Origin of the sequence: Mixta intestinalis, from assembly GCF_009914055.1 — a bacterium.
In the GTDB taxonomy this organism is placed as follows: domain Bacteria; phylum Pseudomonadota; class Gammaproteobacteria; order Enterobacterales; family Enterobacteriaceae; genus Mixta; species Mixta intestinalis.
Window position 1 is genome coordinate 2,496,869 of the sequence record NZ_CP028271.1, and the last position, 17,762, is coordinate 2,514,630.

At 55.4% G+C, this 17,762-nt stretch carries 17 protein-coding genes; 6 read left to right on the top strand and 11 right to left on the bottom strand.

What is annotated here, in order from left to right; all coding sequences use genetic code 11:
* Positions 1 to 43 precede the first annotated feature (43 nt).
* On the bottom strand, positions 44 to 1,078 hold the full coding sequence (gene bamC / locus C7M51_RS11555; protein WP_160621926.1) for an outer membrane protein assembly factor BamC: 1,035 nt from the start codon (positions 1,076 to 1,078) through the stop codon (positions 44 to 46).
* A 14-nt stretch (positions 1,079 to 1,092) separates the two neighbouring features.
* The gene (gene dapA / locus C7M51_RS11560; protein WP_160621927.1) at positions 1,093 to 1,971 is read right to left on the bottom strand and encodes a 4-hydroxy-tetrahydrodipicolinate synthase; all 879 of its coding nucleotides are present in this window, start codon (positions 1,969 to 1,971) and stop codon (positions 1,093 to 1,095) included.
* Between the two features lie 157 nt (positions 1,972 to 2,128).
* Here dapA and C7M51_RS11565 point away from each other — a divergent pair, with 157 nt between their 5' ends.
* Both C7M51_RS11565 and bcp read left to right on the top strand, forming a co-directional pair.
* On the top strand, positions 2,129 to 2,722 hold the full coding sequence (locus C7M51_RS11565) for a glycine cleavage system transcriptional repressor (protein ID WP_160621928.1): 594 nt from the start codon (positions 2,129 to 2,131) through the stop codon (positions 2,720 to 2,722).
* On the top strand, positions 2,700 to 3,167 hold the full coding sequence (gene bcp / locus C7M51_RS11570; RefSeq protein ID WP_160621929.1) for a thioredoxin-dependent thiol peroxidase: 468 nt from the start codon (positions 2,700 to 2,702) through the stop codon (positions 3,165 to 3,167). Before C7M51_RS11565 ends, bcp begins: the two co-directional genes overlap by 23 nt.
* 35 nt (positions 3,168 to 3,202) lie before the next feature.
* Here bcp and C7M51_RS11575 read toward each other — a convergent pair whose 3' ends face one another.
* The 3 genes from C7M51_RS11575 to C7M51_RS11585 all read right to left on the bottom strand — a co-directional run bounded on the left by C7M51_RS11575 (position 3,203) and on the right by C7M51_RS11585 (position 5,751).
* Complete coding sequence (locus C7M51_RS11575; RefSeq protein WP_160621930.1) at positions 3,203 to 4,264, bottom strand: AI-2E family transporter; 1,062 nt, start codon at positions 4,262 to 4,264, stop codon at positions 3,203 to 3,205.
* 227 nt (positions 4,265 to 4,491) lie between these two features.
* Entirely contained in the window at positions 4,492 to 5,097 is a 606-nt protein-coding gene (locus C7M51_RS11580) for a DsrE family protein (RefSeq protein WP_160621931.1), read from the bottom strand.
* 51 nt (positions 5,098 to 5,148) lie between these two features.
* Positions 5,149 to 5,751: a DsrE family protein gene (locus C7M51_RS11585; protein WP_160621932.1), complete on the bottom strand. Its 603-nt coding sequence runs from the start codon at positions 5,749 to 5,751 to the stop codon at positions 5,149 to 5,151.
* 705 nt (positions 5,752 to 6,456) lie between these two features.
* Between C7M51_RS11585 and bepA the strand changes: the two genes are divergently transcribed.
* Positions 6,457 to 7,923 (top strand): beta-barrel assembly-enhancing protease, encoded by a 1,467-nt coding sequence (gene bepA, locus C7M51_RS11590; RefSeq protein ID WP_160621933.1) that lies wholly within the window; start codon positions 6,457 to 6,459, stop codon positions 7,921 to 7,923.
* Positions 7,924 to 7,936: 13 nt separating this feature from the next.
* A complete protein-coding gene (gene arsC / locus C7M51_RS11595) occupies positions 7,937 to 8,290 on the top strand; it encodes an arsenate reductase (glutaredoxin) (protein ID WP_208852095.1) in 354 nt (117 codons plus the stop codon).
* A gap of 3 nt (positions 8,291 to 8,293) precedes the next feature.
* On the opposite strand, the gene C7M51_RS11600 is transcribed toward arsC, so the two are convergent.
* The 3 genes from C7M51_RS11600 to upp all read right to left on the bottom strand — a co-directional run bounded on the left by C7M51_RS11600 (position 8,294) and on the right by upp (position 11,104).
* Entirely contained in the window at positions 8,294 to 8,995 is a 702-nt protein-coding gene (locus tag C7M51_RS11600) for a DnaA inactivator Hda (RefSeq protein ID WP_244323839.1), read from the bottom strand.
* Positions 8,996 to 9,130: 135 nt separating this feature from the next.
* Positions 9,131 to 10,414, bottom strand: coding sequence for a uracil permease (gene uraA / locus C7M51_RS11605; RefSeq protein ID WP_160621935.1), 1,284 nt, complete (start codon positions 10,412 to 10,414; stop codon positions 9,131 to 9,133).
* A 63-nt stretch (positions 10,415 to 10,477) separates the two neighbouring features.
* Positions 10,478 to 11,104 carry a uracil phosphoribosyltransferase gene (gene upp / locus C7M51_RS11610; protein ID WP_141175999.1) on the bottom strand — a complete coding sequence of 209 codons (627 nt, stop codon included), beginning with the start codon at positions 11,102 to 11,104 and terminating at the stop codon, positions 10,478 to 10,480.
* Between the two features lie 232 nt (positions 11,105 to 11,336).
* On the opposite strand from upp, the gene purM reads away from it, so the two are divergent.
* Entirely contained in the window at positions 11,337 to 12,374 is a 1,038-nt protein-coding gene (gene purM, locus C7M51_RS11615; protein ID WP_160621936.1) for a phosphoribosylformylglycinamidine cyclo-ligase, read from the top strand.
* Positions 12,371 to 13,009: a phosphoribosylglycinamide formyltransferase gene (gene purN / locus C7M51_RS11620; protein ID WP_160621937.1), complete on the top strand. Its 639-nt coding sequence runs from the start codon at positions 12,371 to 12,373 to the stop codon at positions 13,007 to 13,009. Before purM ends, purN begins: the two co-directional genes overlap by 4 nt.
* Positions 13,010 to 13,085: 76 nt before the next feature.
* Here the strand turns inward: purN and pstB are convergent, their stop codons facing one another.
* The 3 genes from pstB to C7M51_RS11635 are packed head-to-tail and all read right to left on the bottom strand — an operon-like array spanning position 13,086 to position 17,649.
* On the bottom strand, positions 13,086 to 13,853 hold the full coding sequence (gene pstB / locus C7M51_RS11625) for a phosphate ABC transporter ATP-binding protein PstB (protein WP_160621938.1): 768 nt from the start codon (positions 13,851 to 13,853) through the stop codon (positions 13,086 to 13,088).
* An 11-nt stretch (positions 13,854 to 13,864) separates the two neighbouring features.
* Complete coding sequence (pstA, locus tag C7M51_RS11630) at positions 13,865 to 15,517, bottom strand: phosphate ABC transporter permease PstA (protein ID WP_160621939.1); 1,653 nt, start codon at positions 15,515 to 15,517, stop codon at positions 13,865 to 13,867.
* Complete coding sequence (locus C7M51_RS11635; protein ID WP_160621940.1) at positions 15,514 to 17,649, bottom strand: ABC transporter permease subunit; 2,136 nt, start codon at positions 17,647 to 17,649, stop codon at positions 15,514 to 15,516. The genes pstA and C7M51_RS11635 overlap by 4 nt, the downstream gene beginning before the upstream one ends.
* Positions 17,650 to 17,762: the final 113 nt, after the last annotated feature.

The following is a 17,762-nucleotide window of genomic DNA, read 5'->3' on the forward strand; positions in this document are numbered from 1 at the left end:
CCAAAGATAAAAGAAAAAGGCCGGAAAATTCCGGCCTTTTTTCTTATTTGTTCATCGTGGCCTGGAAGACCGCCACCAACGCATCGTTTTGCGACTGCGTCAGGACATGACCTTTCGGATCGATAAACTGTAGACTACTGCGGTTATCCAGATCGCCTACCTGCAGCGTGTAGTCGCCGTTCGGCAACTGCGGATCTTTGGCACCAATCTCATCCCAGGTGCTGTCGCCCGGCGCTTTATAAGTGATTTTCATGCTGCCCTGCGGGCGATTGCTGTCGGTCACTTCCATGCCGATGCGCTGTAGCGCGCCAGGCAGTTTCTGCCAGGCGACGTTAAACGGCGCGCGCAGGATCAGCGTTGGCAGGCCGGTATCATCTGCCCCGCTCTGCACATCAATTTGCGAGGCGCTACGGCTGGCGGCGGCGTCGGAAGCGGCGCTTTCCATCTTATCCAGCCCAGCGCTGATATCGTTCAGCATTTGTGCGGTATAACGCTGGATTTGCGTCGGCGACGTCACGTCGTTGCCCGCCTGCTGCAACTGCACCAGCTTCACGGTGAGCGCCTGCTGATAACCCTGTTGCTGCACGCCGATCTCATAGCGTCCGCGATACTGGTTATCTTCATCTGCGCGATTCCACTCTACCCAGTCGGTGGTCAGCTGCTGGCTGGCATCCTGACGGTTAGCGACAGGGAAATGATAAGACTGCAACACGCTGACTACCTGCGGCCAGATTGAACCGCTGCGGCTGTTTTCCATCATCAATACGCCGGTGTTACCGTTAAACTGCGCGCGCGCACCGTTCAGCAACGCCAGCGGCTGTGCTGGCGGACGAATATCCAGCTCTTTGCCAACCGCGCCGTTGCCGGCAACGCGTGGCACATCGTAGTCCCCGTTTTGCAGCGGCAAAATCATGCCTGCCGGCGCGCGTAGATCCTGCAATTCACCTGCCTGCAGGTAGGATTCATCACCGCTGACCTGACGCTTATAGCGCTGATCGCTGGAGCAGCCCGCAAGCAGCATCGCCGTGGATAACCCAACGATAGTCGCCAGCGTGGACTTCTTTACTGAATAAGCCATCAATTCTCCCTAAATTACAGCAGACCCGCGTTTTTTAGCGCCTGCTCCACAACCGGACTCGCTGCCCCGGATAACGGAACCATTGGCAGACGCAGGGTATCGGTCGCGATTAATCCCAGTTTCTTCGCGGCCCATTTCACCGGAACAGGATTAGGTTCAACAAACAGTTTCTGATGCAGATGCATCAGGCGCTGGTTAAGTCGACGCGCTTCGGCGAATTCGCCAGCACGGGCCAGTCGGCACAGCTCCGCCATTTCACGTGCGGCAATATTCGCCGTAACGGAAATAACGCCGTGGCCGCCCAGCTGCATGAAATCGAGCGCGGTAGCGTCATCGCCGCTGACCAGCACGAACGCATCATCAACCAGCTCTTGGATCTGGCTAACGCGTGATAAGTTCCCGGTAGCCTCTTTGATTCCGATAATATTTTCGATCTTCGCCAGACGCGCAACCGTTTCGGGCAGCATATCGCAGCCGGTGCGCGACGGAACGTTATACAGCATCTGCGGCAAACTGGTACTTTCCGCGATGGTTTTAAAGTGCTGATACAGCCCTTCCTGGGTAGGACGGTTGTAGTACGGCGTTACGGTCAGGCAACCAACCACGCCGCTATTCTCAAAGCGTTTAGTCAGAGAGACGCCTTCGGCGGTAGCGTTCGCGCCGGTACCGGCAATCACCGGAATACGTCCGTCAGCGAGGTCAAGCGTCATCATAACCACGTCGCCGTGTTCGTCATGGCTCAGCGTCGCGGATTCGCCGGTCGTTCCCACAGAAACGATAGCGGATGTTCCGCTCTCGACATGATAATCAATCAGTTTTTTCAGGCTCGTACGGCAGACATTACCTTTATCATCCATTGGCGTAACGAGCGCAACAATACTTCCCGTGAACATTGGCCATCCCCTCGACAAACAAGTACTTCATGGTACGTTTGACCGGCAGATAAAAGCAAGCAAACAGAGGCCGGGAGCGCTTGGCAGAGGGTATTTTTTATGTTTACCTACGCGGTATAACTATTACTTATCATCTTATCCGACAGGAAAACTAATTTTGCCGCAGACACCGCAACACTTTCTGGTCATTACGGCGCTGGGCGTTGATCGTCCAGGTATTGTCAATGCCATTACCCGCCATGTCAGCAGCTGCGGCTGTAATATCGAAGATAGCCGTCTGGCAATGCTGGGCGATGAGTTCACCTTTATCATGCTGCTGTCCGGCAGCTGGAACGCCATTACGCTAATCGAATCAACGCTGCCGCTGAAAGGCGCAGAGATGGAGCTGTTGATTGTGATGAAGCGCACAAATGCAGCTATCCGTCCTCCGATGCCGGAAACCGTCTGGGTACAGGTAGAGGTCAATGATTCGCCACACATTATTGAGCGTTTTACCGATCTGTTTGACTCACATCAAATGCATATTGCGGAGCTGGTCTCACGTACGCAGCCAGCGCAAGAAAATCGCCCGCCATTGCTTTATATTCAGATCACCGCCCACAGCCCGGCCCATCGGGACGCGACATTAATTGAGCAGGCATTTCATGCCCTATGTACAGAACTTGATGCACAGGGCACTATTAGCGTTGTGAATTATCCACAGCATGACGAAAAAATGGAGAGTAGTAATGAATCCACTGAAAGCCGGTGATACTGCACCGAAATTTAGCTTGCCCGATCAGGATGGCGAACAAGTAAATTTGACCGACTTCCAGGGACAGCGCGTACTGGTCTATTTCTATCCCAAAGCGATGACACCCGGTTGTACTGTGCAGGCATGCGGTCTGCGCGACAATATGGATGAGCTGAAAAAAGCGGGTGTTGATGTGGTGGGAATCAGTACCGATAAGCCGGAAAAGCTGTCGCGCTTCGCTGAAAAAGAGCTGCTGAACTTTACGCTGCTGTCCGATGAGGATCACAAGGTCAGCGAGCAATTTGGCGTCTGGGGAGAGAAAACGTTCATGGGCAAAACCTATGATGGTATTCATCGCATCAGTTTTTTAATCGATGCTGAAGGTAAAATTGAAAAAGTCTTCGATGATTTCAAAACCAGCAACCATTACGACATCGTTATGGATTACCTGAAATCGGCCTGAGATAACGCGTGGCGTCCTGGACGCCACAACGTCTGCTACTCTTCTACGCGCGGCGTATCTGGCCAGGCGTGCACCACCGCCTTAATCAGCGTCGCCAGAGGGATTGCGAAAAAGACGCCCCAGAAACCCCACAGGCCGCCGAAAATCACGACCGCCAGGATAATCACCAGCGGATGCAGATTAACCGCTTCGGAAAACAGCACCGGCACCAGCACATTGCCGTCCAGCGCCTGAATGATCAGATAAACCACGATCATCGTCCAGAAATCGCTGCCCAATCCCCACTGAAACAGCCCCACACAGATAACCGGCAGCGTTGCCGCCAGTGCGCCGATATAGGGGATCAGTACGGAAAACCCCACCAGCACTGACAGCAGCAACGCATAGTTAAGACCCAGCACTAAAAAAGCGATCCAGGTCGCCACGCCGACCACTACCATTTCCAGCACCTTGCCGCGAATATAGTTGGTGATCTGCTGGTTCATCTCGCTCCACACCTGCCCCGCCAGCCCGCGGTTGCGCGGCAGAATGCGCCGCACCGCATCCAGCATCTGCTGCTTATCCTTCAACAGGAAGAAAAGCATCAGCGGTACGATAACCAAATAGATCGCCAGCGTAATTAGCCCCACCAGCGAAGCCAGGGAATACTTCAATACCGATTCGCCTAACCCGGAGAGGCGGCTACGCAGGTTTTCGATAACGATATCGACAATGCCGGCATCGGCCAGCGCCGGGAAGCGCGCAGGCAATCCCGCAGAAAAGAGATACAGCTTATTCAGCATGTTAGGCGTATCGTGCAGCAAATTAATACCCTGCTGCCAGGCAACCGGGGCCACCACCAACACAAAAAGCAGCAGCACGCCGACAAAAAGCGCCAACACAATAGTGGTCGCCCAGCTGCGCGAACAGCCAAGCCGTTCAAGACGCACCGTCGGCCACTCCAGCAGATAAGCAAGCACCAGCGCCACCAGCAACGGTGCCAGCAGATCGCTAAAAAAGAACAGAATAAAAAAAGCGGCCAGCAGAATGGCCAGCAGAGCAATGGCTTCGGGATCGCTAAAACGACGGCGATACCATTGAATCAGAAGAGCCAGCATGGCGTTCCCTTCCCTGTGTTAACCAGGCTGATGATTGTACTGAATTGCACGAGAGAAGACAGGATTACCTGAATGCGAAGCATTAACCAGAACAACTTTTCGAAGTTTTGCGCAAAAAATAACACGCCCGCAGGCGTGTCAGTTTGTTTGGTCCGCTTAAAAGGTACAGGGACTCTCCGGGATAAAAAAACAAGCGGGTTATAAAGCGCCACGCCTGCCGTTTTCACTCAGAGCATCAACAGCGCATAGCCCTGGTTTTGCAGCGTTGCTACCGTAGTGCCGCTGGAAATAGTGTGGGTAACAGATTTATCAATCCACTCGCGGTCGATATGATGGAAAGCGACCGACTGGTCGCAAACGGAGACTTTTACGCCCGCCTTTTCCAGCTCGCTGATCATTTTCAGGTTCGGGTTATCGATACCATACGCTTTGTGGAACTGCTCGTTGTTCAGCGCAGCAATCACCGCATCGCCGTTCATGGATACCACAAAATCAAGCTTCTTCAGCGGAATACCCGCAGCGTAATAAAGATTTACTACGCGCGCGACACGTTCCAGTCCCAGATGCGGGTCTTTAATATCGCCATCGTTTTTATTCAGCTGAAAAACAATTTTATTGCTGAGATTGGGATCGTTACGCGGGTTATACGCGGGCGTATCGACGTAATGAATTTTTCCATAACCTGTAATTGCTGGCGTTGACCAGAAACCAGCCGGCTCCGGTTGCTCGCTGAAGTGATTAGTGACTTTATCATAGAGCTGTGGTGCCTGAAGCACATTGCCGCCAATAAATCCGGCCAGAGCCGCGACAACGATATAAGAAACGGGACGCATAAAAAAGCACTCCTTTAAAAGAGGATGTTAGTCATAAAAAGGCCGAACTTGTTACATTTGCAGCAGGGCATATCCCTGGTTTTCCAGGGTTGATACCGTTGTGGGGCTGGATAAAGCATGCACGACTGAACGATCGATCCAGTCACGTTTAAAATGATGAAAGGCAACCGACTGATCGCAGACGGTAACCTTTACGCCCGCGTCATTCAGCGCCTGAATAAGCTTAAGGCTGGGATTATCAAAACCGTACAGGCGATGAAATTCCTGATTATTAAGCATGGCTGGCGTGGCATCACCGGTAACGGATACCACAAAATGCAGCTGTTCACGCGGAACGCCAGCGGCAACATATAAATTCACCACGCGCGCCACGCGTTCCAGACCGAGGTTAGGAATTTTCATTCCCCCTTCGCTGCGGGTAATTTGAAAAACCACTTTATTGCTGAGGCCTGATGTCGGCTGATATTGCGCATCAGGCTCATAGTGTATTTTTCCATAGCCGCTAATGGCGGGTGTACTCCAGAATCCGGCAGGTTCTTCATCGGAATGAAAATGCGCGGAGACTTTATCGATAAGCTCCGGACTTTTGGTCAATCCAACGCCCACCACGCCACCTACGACAGCAATGAAAAAACAGGTTACTGCAGAACGCATTTTTACGTCTCTCCGGATTAATATTCAGCGGGCGACGAAGGGAGGATTAACTCTGGTTCCTCGCGGCCTTTTTCATCTATATCACAGAGTAACAGGTGGGAAATACTGCTTACTCAACGGTATAAATGGCATCATTTCATAGAAAAATAATTAATCACAACAACTACATGCTTTTTCTTTATGGATTACTCTGACTGGCTTATTTATCAATGGCAATATACTTTAAGAATAAACTCAGGAAATAAAAAACCATGAAAAAACAGTTAAAAGCACAATATCTGCCGCTGCAAAGAGCAAATAGATAGCTAACATTTATTAATGCTGGACCTGAAATTTTTAGATGCAGGTGATTAAGCGGTAAATTACCGTTCCAATTTTGGATAAAATAAATTAATAAAAAAATGCCTTATCAACAGTTTTTCTGAAGGTTTTTAAAATATTACTCTGTATAGGGTTTTCTATTTTCAGAACTTACCTAATCAAATAGCGTGCCACTTTCAATTTCTCTGAATAAGTTTACAGAACTTTGAACTTTAGCTTCCGTTTTGGCCCCTGTTTTCATCTTCTGGTCTCCTCCTGAAACAACCATTTCTTTATGCAGTCGGGGCCGCTAAGATAGCGCCCTGAGCGCCTGGATCGCGCTAATGTCGGAACAATCGGAGCCGTGCACGGTCAAAACGTTACTCTCTGGTCTGGGGAAGAAGTATGTTCAATCGCTTGAAGAAAAATGTCATCGCCTCGCTGGTCGTCACGCTGCTGGCGGGCAACGTGCTTCCTTCTCAGGCTGATGTCGCCGATTCGCTGCCGGATATCGGTACAACCGCGGGCGGCACGTTGTCCATCAATCAGGAATTACAGATGGGCGATTTTTATGTTCGCCAGCTACGCGCCAGCGCGCCGTTGATTAACGATCCGCTGCTTAATCAGTACATTAATCAGCTGGGGATGCGCCTGGTGGCTCACGCCGATTCGGTGCGTACTCCTTTTCATTTCTATCTGATCCGCAACGACGATATCAACGCCTTTGCCTTCTTCGGCGGCAACGTGGTACTGCATTCAGCGCTGTTCCGCACCAGCGATGATGAAAGCCAGCTTGCCTCGGTAATGGCGCATGAAATTTCGCACGTCACCCAGCGTCATCTGGCGCGCGCGATGGAAGATCAGCAGCGCAACGCGCCACTGACCTGGGTTGGCGCGCTCGGCTCGATTCTGTTGGCAATGGCTAACCCGCAGGCAGGTATGGCCGGGCTAACCGGTACGCTGGCCGGAGCGCAGCAGGGCATTATTTCCTTCACCCAGAATAATGAGCAGGAGGCGGACCGCATCGGCATTCAGGTATTGCAGCGCGCCGGTTTCGATCCGCAGGCGATGCCGGTTTTCCTGCAAAAGCTGGCGGATCAGTCACGCTTTACCTCCAAACCTCCTGAAATTCTGCTGACTCACCCGCTGCCCGACAGCCGCCTTGCCGACGCGCGCAACCGCGCTAACCAGATGCGTCCGATCGTCGTGCAATCTTCGCAGGACTATTATATGGCGAAGGCGCGTGCGCTGGGCATGTACGCAACCGGCCAGAACCAGCTCGGCGACGATCTGTTGAACGAGTGGGCGAAAGGCAATGCGCGACAGCAGCAGGCAGCGCAATATGGGCGGGCGCTGCTGTTTCTGGAAGCAAAAAGCTTCGATAATGCGAAAAAAATCATCGAACCCCTGCTGGCCAAAGCGCCAGGCAATGTCTGGTATCTCGACCTGATGACCGATATTGATATCGGATTGAATCAGCCTCAGCAGGCAGTTCAGCGACTCTCCGCGCTGAAAGCCAGCAACAGCGATCCGGTATTGCAGCTTAATCTGGCGAACGCTCTACTGGAAGCAAAACAGCCTGCCGCCGCCAGCCGCATTCTGAATCGCTACAGCTGGGCACATCCGGATGACAGTAACGGCTGGGATCTGCTAGCACAGGCGTCGGCGGCGCAAAACCTGCGCGACGAAGAGCTTTCCGCGCGCGCCGAAAGCCTGGCGCTGACGGGGCAGCTCGCTCAGGCGATTAGTACGCTGAGCAGCGCCAGCGCGCTGGTGCCGCTGGGTAGCCTGAAGCAGGCGCGCTATGACGCACGCATCGATCAGCTACGTCAGCTACAGCAGCGCTTCCGCCAGTATCAGAAAGGGCGTTAATGAAGAGGACATCATGAGCAAGGTAACGATCTATCACAACCCACGCTGCTCCAAAAGCCGCGAAACGCTGGCGCTGCTGCAACAGCACGGCATCGAGCCTGAAATCGTGCTTTATCTGCAACAGGCCCCCGATGTCGCTACCCTGCGGCAGTTACAGCACGCGCTTGGCATGAACAGCGCGCGCGATCTGATGCGCAGCAAAGAAGAAGAATATCTGGCGCTTGGGCTGGACAACCTGGCATTAAGCGAGGAGCAGTTGCTGGCAGCACTGGCGGCGCATCCTAAACTGCTCGAACGGCCTATTGTGGTGAAGCAAAACAGCGCCCGGTTGGGACGTCCACCGGAACAGGTGCTGGAGATCCTGTAAGCTTTACAGCGCCAGAATCTCTTTAACGAAAGGAATGGTTAGCTTACGCTGGGCGGTAATCGAGGCCCGATCGAGCCGATCCAGCGTGGTAAATAAGGTACGCATTTCACGATCGAGGCGTTTCAGCAAAAAGCGCCCCACGTCTTCCGGCAGTTCGAAACCGCGCAGGCTGGCGCGCAGCTGTAATGCCTGCAACTTATCCTCATCGGATAGCGGCTGAAGCTTATAGATTTGTCCCCAGTCGAGGCGTGAAGCGAGATCGGGCAGTTTCAGGTTCAGCTGACGCGGCGGACGATCGCCAGTAATCAACAGGCGCGTCTTACCGGTTTCAAGGATTCGGTTATAGAGATCGAAGATCGCCATCTCCCACTCGTCATCTCCGGCGATGCACTCGATATTATCAATGCAAACCAGCGCCAGCTGCTCCATGCCATCCAACACTTCCGGCACAAACCAGGTACGCTTATCCAGCGGTACATAGCCGACGGCATCGCCGCGGGTAGACATTTCAGCACAGGCGGCATGAAGCAGATGACTGCGTCCACCGCCCTCACGCGACCAAAAATAAAGGTAGCTGCCGTGTTCCTGCGTCAGTGCCCCTTTGAGCGCGGCCAGCAGGGACGAATTCTCGCCGGGCCAGAAACTGGCGAAGGTTTCATCATCCGGTAAATAAAGTGGCAGTGACAGTTGTGCCGGCGTGTTCAGAAGCACCTCAAGCGTGAACGGGCTAAAAACGGCGGTAGTTTAACACATCTTTTCATACGATATGAAATGGCAGCGCTGCGCCTGACGGGCTGCCATTAAGGCACGTCAGCAACCTGACGCGCCCTGTTTATCTTTCTATTCGGTGGTTTCTTCGTCAGGTTCCAGCACCGTCTCTTCCGGACGCAGCACATTGATCAATTTAAAGATCAGGCTTAGCGCCACGCCGACGATGGTTGCCAGCGCCATCCCTTTCAGCTCGGCGGCGCCAATATGCACTTTCGCCCCGCTAACACCGATAATCAGAATCACCGAGGTCAGGATCAGGTTCTGCGCCTTGCTGTAATCCACTTTCGATTCAATCAGCACGCGGATACCGGAAGCGCCAATCACCCCGTACAGCAGCAGCGAAACGCCGCCCATCACCGGTACCGGAATCGCCTGAATCGCTGCCGCCAGTTTGCCAACGCAGGAGAGCAGGATGGCCAGAATCGCCGCGCCGCCGATAACCCAGGTACTGTAGACACGGGTAATCGCCATCACCCCGATGTTTTCACCATAGGTAGTATTGGGCGTCGAGCCGAAGAAGCCGGAAATAATAGTAGAGAAGCCGTTGGCAAACATGGAACGATGCAGGCCCGGATCGCGAATAAGATCTTTTTTCACGATATTCGCGGTCACAACCAGATGACCTACGTGCTCGGCAATCACCACCAGCGCGGCAGGCAGAACGGTCAGCATCGCATACCATTCAAAACGCGGCGTATAAAAGGTTGGCAATGCGAACCAATGCGCCGTTTCTACTCCGCTCCAGTCAACGATACCCATCGCCCAGGAAAGCAGGTAGCCTGCAACCACGCCGATCAGAATCGGGATAATGGCCAGAAAACCGCGGAACAGCACAGAGCTGAAAACCGTTACGCCCAGCGTCACCAATGAAATAGTGATAGTGGTGCTGTCAACCGCAGCGCCATCGGCAGGCAGCAGGCCCGCCATATTGGCCGCCACACCCGCCAGCTCCAGGCCGATAACCGCTACAATCGCCCCCATGGCTGCCGGAGGGAACATCACATCCAGCCAGCCGGTACCCGCTTTTTTTACAATCAGCGCAACCAGGCAAAACAGTACGCCGCAGAGAATAAAGCCGCCCAGCGCCAGCTCATAACCCAGCGGCAGGAGCAGCAGAACCGGTGAAATAAAGGCAAAACTGGAACCGAGGTAAGCGGGGATTTTACCCTTACAGATAAACAGATAGAGCAGCGTACCAAAACCGTTAAACAGCAATACCGTTGCCGGATTGATGTGAAACAGGATCGGCACCAGCACGGTTGAGCCAAACATGGCAAACAGGTGCTGTAAGCTGAGCGGAATCGTTTGCAGGAGCGGTGGGCGTTCGTTAACGCCAATCGCGCGACGAGTCATGAATTATCCCCTTGAGATGTTTTTGGCAAAAAAAAAGCCGACTCTGGCGGTCGGCTGAATAGGTTATTTTGTTCCGAAAATCTTGTCGCCCGCGTCACCGAGACCGGGGATGATGTAGCCCTTGCTGTTCAGGCCCTGATCGATAGAGGCGGTGTAAAGCTCCACGTCCGGGTGCGCTTTCTCCAGTGCCGCGATACCTTCCGGGGCCGCTACCAGCACCAGCACCTTGATCGTGCTGCATCCCGCCTTTTTCAGCAGATCGATAGTGGCAATCATAGAACCACCGGTTGCCAGCATCGGGTCAACCACCAGCGCCATACGTTCTTCGATATTGGAAACCAGCTTCTGGAAATAGGGCACCGGCTCCAGCGTCTCTTCATTACGGTAGACGCCAACCACACTGATACGCGCGCTCGGTACGTTCTCCAACACCCCTTCCATCATGCCGAGACCGGCACGCAAGATAGGAACAACGGTAATCTTCTTGCCTTTGATCTGATCTACTTCCACCGGGCCGTTCCAGCCTTCGATGGTTACTTTTTCTGTTTCCAGATCGGCGGTAGCTTCGTAGGTCAGCAAACTTCCCACTTCCGACGCCAGCTCGCGAAAACGCTTGGTGCTTATATCTTGCTCACGCATCAGGCCCAGTTTGTGTTTGACGAGCGGGTGTTTGACTTCCACGATCTTCATTGTTGTACTCCCGGAGTGTTGAGCTGAAAAAAAATCGCGGGATTATACCGCCTTTTCTTAAAAGCGCCATATGCGATCGGGTAATAAAGCGCAAAAGAGAAGTGCTGTGCTAAGCATCAGCCAAAAAGAGGTAATCCGCAATGTCAGCCGCAGATGGCGCTCGCAAACGTTTGCCTGCGCTGTTAGAATTGCCGCGCTTTAATTCAAACCGAAACCGCGTGGGGAAACCGCTGTGACCGACAAGACCTCTCTCAGCTATAAAGACGCCGGCGTTGACATCGATGCAGGCAACGCGTTAGTCGATCGTATTAAAGGTGTGGTGAAACAGACTCGTCGTCCTGAAGTTATGGGCGGGCTGGGCGGTTTTGGCGCATTGTGCGCGCTGCCGCAAAAGTACCGCGAGCCGGTGCTGGTGTCCGGCACCGACGGCGTAGGTACTAAGCTGCGTCTGGCGATGGATCTTAAACGTCACGACACCATTGGTATCGATCTGGTGGCAATGTGCGTGAACGATCTGGTGGTTCAGGGCGCAGAGCCGCTCTTCTTCCTCGACTATTACGCCACCGGCAAGCTGGATGTGGATACCGCCTCCGCCGTTATCGCCGGGATTGCTGAAGGTTGTCTGCAGTCAGGTTGCGCGCTGGTTGGCGGCGAAACCGCAGAAATGCCGGGAATGTACCACGGCGAAGATTACGACGTGGCGGGCTTTTGCGTTGGCGTAGTGGAAAAGGCAGAGATCATCGATGGCAGCAAGGTTAAGGATGGCGATGTACTGATTGCGCTCGCCTCCAGCGGCCCGCACTCCAACGGCTACTCGCTGGTACGTAAGATTTTACAGGTCAGCCAGACCGACGCGCTCAGCAAACAGCTGGACGGTAAGCCACTGGCCGATCACCTACTGGCACCAACGCGTATCTATGTAAAAAATATTCTCAGCCTGATTGAGCAGATTGACGTTCACGCCATCGCCCATCTTACCGGCGGCGGCTTCTGGGAAAATATTCCACGCGTACTGCCGGAAAATACCCAGGCGGTGATTGATGAAGCAAGCTGGCAGTGGCCTGCTGTCTTCAGCTGGCTACAGCAGGCGGGTAACGTCAGCCGCCACGAGATGTATCGCACGTTCAACTGCGGCGTCGGCATGGTCATCGCCGTCAGCGCCAGCGAAGCAGATAAAGCGATAGCGCTGATGAACGCTGCGGGCGAACAGGCGTGGAAAATCGGTGCGATTCACGCCTCCGACAGCGAAGAGCGCGTGGTTATCAAATGAAGCGGCTGGTAGTGCTGATTTCCGGCAACGGCAGCAACCTACAGGCGATTCTGGATGCCTGCCAGCAGGGGCGCATAAAAGCGAATGTGGTCGCGGTGTTCAGCAACCGCGCCGATGCGTTTGGCCTGGAGCGTGCGCGCGCAGGCGGTATTGCGGCGCACGCGCTGTCGGCAACGCACTACGCCAGCCGTGAGGCATTCGATCATCAGCTAATGGCTGAAATCGATGAATATAAGCCCGATCTGGTGGTGCTGGCGGGCTATATGCGCATCCTCAGCCCGGCTTTTGTCGCGCACTATCATGACAGGTTGCTCAATATCCATCCTTCTCTGCTGCCGAAATATCCCGGCCTGCATACCCACCGTCAGGCCATTGAAAACGGTGACAGCGAGCACGGCACATCAGTGCATTTCGTTACCGATGAGCTGGACGGCGGGCCAGTGATTTTACAGGCTAAGGTGCCGGTTTTCGCTGACGACAGCGAAGAGGACGTTACCGCACGCGTGCAGCATCAGGAACATGCTATCTACCCGCTGGTCATTAGCTGGTTTGTCGACGAGCGGTTAATCATGCGCGATAACGCCGCCTGGCTGGACGGCCAGCGGCTGCCTGCCCAGGGTTACGCAGGCGACTAGTTTCATCAGACAGAGCCAACCGGCTCTGTCTTTTTCTTCTGCTTAGCCAGAGCCGTTCCCTGCCCTTTCCTTCAGCTTAACCAAAACGCCCGGTAATATAATCTTCGGTACGCCGCTGCTTTGGCGTGGTGAACAGCGTATCGGTATCGGCGAACTCTACTAATCTGCCCTGATGCATAAAGGCGGTATAGTCGGAGACGCGCGCCGCCTGCTGCATATTGTGCGTCACCAGAATCAGCGTAAAGTGCTGCTTCAGCGTAGTCATCAGCTCTTCGATCACCAGCGTAGAGATGGGATCGAGCGCCGAGGTTGGCTCATCGAGCAGCAGTACCTCCGGCTCAATCGCAATTGCTCTGGCGATCACCAGCCGCTGCTGCTGGCCGCTGGAGAGCGTCAGGGCGTTTTGCCGCAGGCTATCTTTGACTTCCGGCCACAGCGCCGCCGCCCGTAACGCCCGTTCTACCGCCTCGTTCAAAATGCGTCGATCGCGCACTCCCTGCAGGCGCAGACCATAAACCACATTTTCATAGATCGATTTGGGAAAGGGATTAGGACGCTGGAACACCATCCCAACGCGACGGCGCAACGCAGAAAGATCGCTTTCATCCTGTAAGATATTGCGTCGATCCAGCCAGATCCCCCCTTCTGTACGACAGCCGTCAATCACATCATTCATACGATTAAAGCAGCGCAGTAGGGTCGATTTACCGCAGCCGGAAGGACCAATCAGCGCGGTGATACGATTTTTCGGAATCGACAGGCTGATGTCATCCAGCGCCTGCTTATCGCCATACCAGAGGGAAAGATGATTAATTATCAGCGCGGTTTCGATATCAGCCGTCATGGTTCTCACCGTTATTGCACCAGCGAGCGATAGCGCTCGCGCAGACGATGGCGTAACCCCATCGCCGTTAAGTTCAGCCCAAGAATAATTATCACCAACAGCAGCGCCGTGGCGTAAACCACCGGACGGTCAGCTTCGGCATTGGGGCTTTGAAATGCCAGATCGTAAATCTGAAAGCCAAGATGCATAAATTTACGGTCAAGATGCAGCCAGGGAAAGACGTTGTCTACCGGCAGCTCCGGCGCCATTTTTACCACGCCAACCAGCATTAACGGTGCCGTCTCACCCGCGGCGCGGGCCACCGCAAGGATTAACCCGGTCAGCATTGCCGGTATCGCCAGCGGTAACGTGACATGCCACAGCGTTTCCGCACGGGTAGCACCCAGCGCCAGCGAGCCGTGACGCAGCGCGGCGGGAATACGCGATAGCCCCTCTTCCGTGGCGACGATCACCACCGGTAACGTCAACAGCGCCAGCGTCAGTGCGGCCCACAGCAGGCCGGGCGTGCCAAAAGTGGGATTCGGCAGCGTGGTGGCATAAAACAGCTGATCGAGCGTGCCGCCGATCAGCCAGACAAAAAAGCCCAGCCCAAATACGCCGTACACGATTGAGGGCACGCCCGCCAGATTGACCACTGCGATGCGCACCAGCCGGGTGAGCGTATTCTGCCCGGCATATTCATGCAGCCAGACGGCGGCGATAACGCCCAACGGCATCACGACTACCGACATCAGCAGCACCATCAGCACCGTACCGAAAATAGCCGGGAACGCGCTCTGCTCGCCCTGCGAAGCCCCGCCGGGTGAATCCGCGACGAAGCGCCACAGCTGTTGCAGGAAATGGTGCAGTTTTTGTGTAAAGCTCATGGCGTTGGGATACCAGGCATCCACAATCTGTGCCAGCGGAATGCGGTGCAGCTGCCCGCTGGCATCACGCAGCATCAGCGCGCTACGCGCACTCTCCTGTAACAACGAAGCACGGCGCTCCGCCTGGATAGCGAACTGCCGCTGTAGCTCGGCGCGATTGGCTGACAGCAACGAGCGACTCTGCTCATTTTCCTGGCCCGCAGCCTTGCGCTTCAGCTCTTCGACTTCCAGCGCGTCAAGCTGCGCCGTGATGCGCGCCATCTCATTGCGCCGTAGCTGCTCGGCCAGCGCCAGCTGCTGCTGCGTCTGCTGCAAACGCTGTTGAAGCGCGAGACGCATATCCTGAGCGATGAGCGGCTGCTGATTTTCAAACAGTCCGGCAAACCAGCCCAGCGCCACGCCACCAACGCGGCGCTGTAACACCAGCACATCACGCGGCTGCTCGCGCTGCCGGATATCGCTCTCCAGCAGGGTACGAAAATCGGGTGCGGCGAAGTCGCGGTTGCCGGTTTTAACCAGGTAGCGGGTAGTCTGTTTCGGCAGCCGCTGTGCCTGCGGCAGACCGGCATCAATCAGCTGCTGGCGCGACAGCGACTGCTGGTCAATCACTTCGCCCAGCACGCGCACCTCACCGGCAGCGGGCTGCGACAGCGTAAACAGCGTGATCGGCTGCGGCCAGAAATGACGCAGCCCCTGCCAGGCCAGTAACCCCAACAGCAGCAAAAAAGCCAGCAGGCTGAAAGCCACCGCACCCGCTGTCAGCCAGCGCCAGCGATCGTTTTGACGTATTGCGCTCATCCCTGCCCCTCATACTGTCCGTAGCGACGACGCAGGCGCTGCCGTACCACCTCTGCCAGCGTGTTAAGCACCAGCGTAAAGATCAGCAGCACCAGCGCGCTGAGAAACAGAATGCGATAATGAGCGCTACCTGCCGCTGCTTCTGGCATTTCCACGGCGATATTGGCGGAAAGCGCCCGCACGCCGTGAAAAAGGCCGCCTTCCGTTACCGGCGTATTACCGGTCGCCATCAGCACAATCATGGTTTCCCCCACCGCGCGTCCAAAACCGATCATCACGGCGGCAAAGATACCGGAAGCCGCGCTGGGCAAAATAACCCGCGACAGCGTTTGCCAGGCCGTTGCGCCCAGCGCCAGCGATCCTTGCCCCAGCGCGGTCGGCACGCTGAAAATCGCCTCCTCGGCGAGGGTAAAAATCAGCGGTACCAGCGCAAAGCCCATCGCTACCGCAGCAATCAACAGGTTGCGCTGCTCATAGCCGCCGGGCAGCCGATCGGCCAGCGGTGCGCCCCACAGCAGACGATCCGTCAACGGCATCAGCCACAGACAAAACAGGCTCACCAGCAACAGCAGCGGAATCAGCAGCCACATCTCACGCCCCGGCGTTGCCAGCCGCTGCCGCCAGCGTGGCGGCAGGCGGCGCAGCAGCGGGCCGCATAACAGCAGCGTTGCGGTTAACGCGAAAGGCAATAGCAGCACGCCGGAGAGCGCAGAGGCGATATGCGGTGCCAGCCACAGGCTGGCAAACAGCCCGACCACCACGCTCGGCAGCGCGCCCATCATCTCAATCGCCGGTTTGATCCAGCGACGCAGCGCGGGCGACATAAACCAGGCGGTATAGATCGCCGCAGCCATCGCCATTGGCGTAGCAAACAGCATCGCCAGCGCTGCCGCTTTCAGGGTCCCAGCTACCATTGGCACCAGGCTGAATTTGGCCTGAAAAGGATCTTCCACCGCCGTTGATTGCCATACCCAGTCCGGCTGCGGATAGTTTTCATACCATACTTTTTGCCACAGGCTGCGCAGGCTGATATCGGGCCAGGGATTATCGATGCGCCAGTATTGCCAGCCGTTACCGCGCTCAACCAACAGCCCGTCGCCCTGTGGGGTAAAACTGGCGGCACGCACATCCTTCCCAATCGCCCGGTGGTAAAACGCGCCGTCGCGCTTGCTGGCATAAAATTTCATGTCTCCTTCGGCGCTCAGCGTGGCGAAAACCCGGCGCTGCGGTTCGGTAATCAGCAACGCTTGCGCACGCGCGCCGTCAACATCACGAATGCGATGCAGATGCACTCCTTTTTCATCGGCAATATCAAACCACTGGCTGATGCCGTTCTCATCAGCAATCAGCAGTGAACGCCCACCGCTCAGCAGCGCCATCTGTCGCGGTGGATGCGTCAGCGGCAGCGTATCGCGTAGCGTGACCTGTTCGCCATCAATGCGCCAGACGCGCAGCTGCCCGCCACCGCTGGCAAACAGCAGCCTGCCGTTTGGCGTCAGCAGCAGATGATCGATCGGGCCGCTGGCCAGCGTATCGCTGATTACCGGCTGGCCCACGCGCAAACGCAGCAGACGGATATGCTGCCCATCGCTGAGCGCCGCCAGCCAGCTATTTTCAGCAACGGCAGCCAGCGCCGCCTGGGTGAGCTGCCCGCTCACCCCAGTGATGAACCCATCGCCTAACGGAAATTTCCAGCGCGGCTGTTTATCCGCCGCGCTGAAATCAGGTTGGACCAGACGAAAATTGCCATTGGGCTGTAACAGCAGTACGCTGCTGTTATCGGCGCTTGCTGCGCTCACCAGGGGACCCTGCGCCAGTTTTAGTGCCGGTTCAGGTTGAGCGCCGCTTAACGGGAAGAAACGGCCTGCGCCCTGCGCATCGATACGCCATCCCCAGCTACCGTTAACGCCAAGCGCCACGGCAGGCTGAGCGGAAAGCGCAGGCTGAATCGTTCCGGACTGCATGCTGGGTGTGGCAAACAGTGGCATAACCACCCACAGTAGCCAGACAAACAGCAGCATCATGACCAGCAACACGCCAATACCGCAGGCACCAATCGCGCGCGCGGTCAGGCGGTCGACAAGACGCCGCGAGCGATTGCTGTAGTGAACGGGAATATGGTTATCGATCATCGTGCCTGTGGATTCCTTTCAGGTGAATCCGCTATGTTGCCCGTAGCTCTCTGATATGACAACTGTTGAGGTTAGACATTGCTGCCATACTCTCGCCATAATGAACAAGGAAA

Coding starts and splice junctions, on each gene's coding strand:
- bamC (WP_160621926.1), bottom strand. CDS start 1,078: ATGGCTTATTCAGTAAAGAAGTCCACGCTGGCGACTATCGTTGGGTTA.
- dapA (WP_160621927.1), bottom strand. CDS start 1,971: ATGTTCACGGGAAGTATTGTTGCGCTCGTTACGCCAATGGATGATAAA.
- bcp (WP_160621929.1), top strand. CDS start 2,700: ATGAATCCACTGAAAGCCGGTGATACTGCACCGAAATTTAGCTTGCCC.
- C7M51_RS11575 (WP_160621930.1), bottom strand. CDS start 4,264: ATGCTGGCTCTTCTGATTCAATGGTATCGCCGTCGTTTTAGCGATCCC.
- C7M51_RS11580 (WP_160621931.1), bottom strand. CDS start 5,097: ATGCGTCCCGTTTCTTATATCGTTGTCGCGGCTCTGGCCGGATTTATT.
- C7M51_RS11585 (WP_160621932.1), bottom strand. CDS start 5,751: ATGCGTTCTGCAGTAACCTGTTTTTTCATTGCTGTCGTAGGTGGCGTG.
- bepA (WP_160621933.1), top strand. CDS start 6,457: ATGTTCAATCGCTTGAAGAAAAATGTCATCGCCTCGCTGGTCGTCACG.
- arsC (WP_208852095.1), top strand. CDS start 7,937: ATGAGCAAGGTAACGATCTATCACAACCCACGCTGCTCCAAAAGCCGC.
- uraA (WP_160621935.1), bottom strand. CDS start 10,414: ATGACTCGTCGCGCGATTGGCGTTAACGAACGCCCACCGCTCCTGCAA.
- upp (WP_141175999.1), bottom strand. CDS start 11,104: ATGAAGATCGTGGAAGTCAAACACCCGCTCGTCAAACACAAACTGGGC.
- purN (WP_160621937.1), top strand. CDS start 12,371: ATGAAGCGGCTGGTAGTGCTGATTTCCGGCAACGGCAGCAACCTACAG.
- pstB (WP_160621938.1), bottom strand. CDS start 13,853: ATGACGGCTGATATCGAAACCGCGCTGATAATTAATCATCTTTCCCTC.
- pstA (WP_160621939.1), bottom strand. CDS start 15,517: ATGAGCGCAATACGTCAAAACGATCGCTGGCGCTGGCTGACAGCGGGT.
- C7M51_RS11635 (WP_160621940.1), bottom strand. CDS start 17,649: ATGATCGATAACCATATTCCCGTTCACTACAGCAATCGCTCGCGGCGT.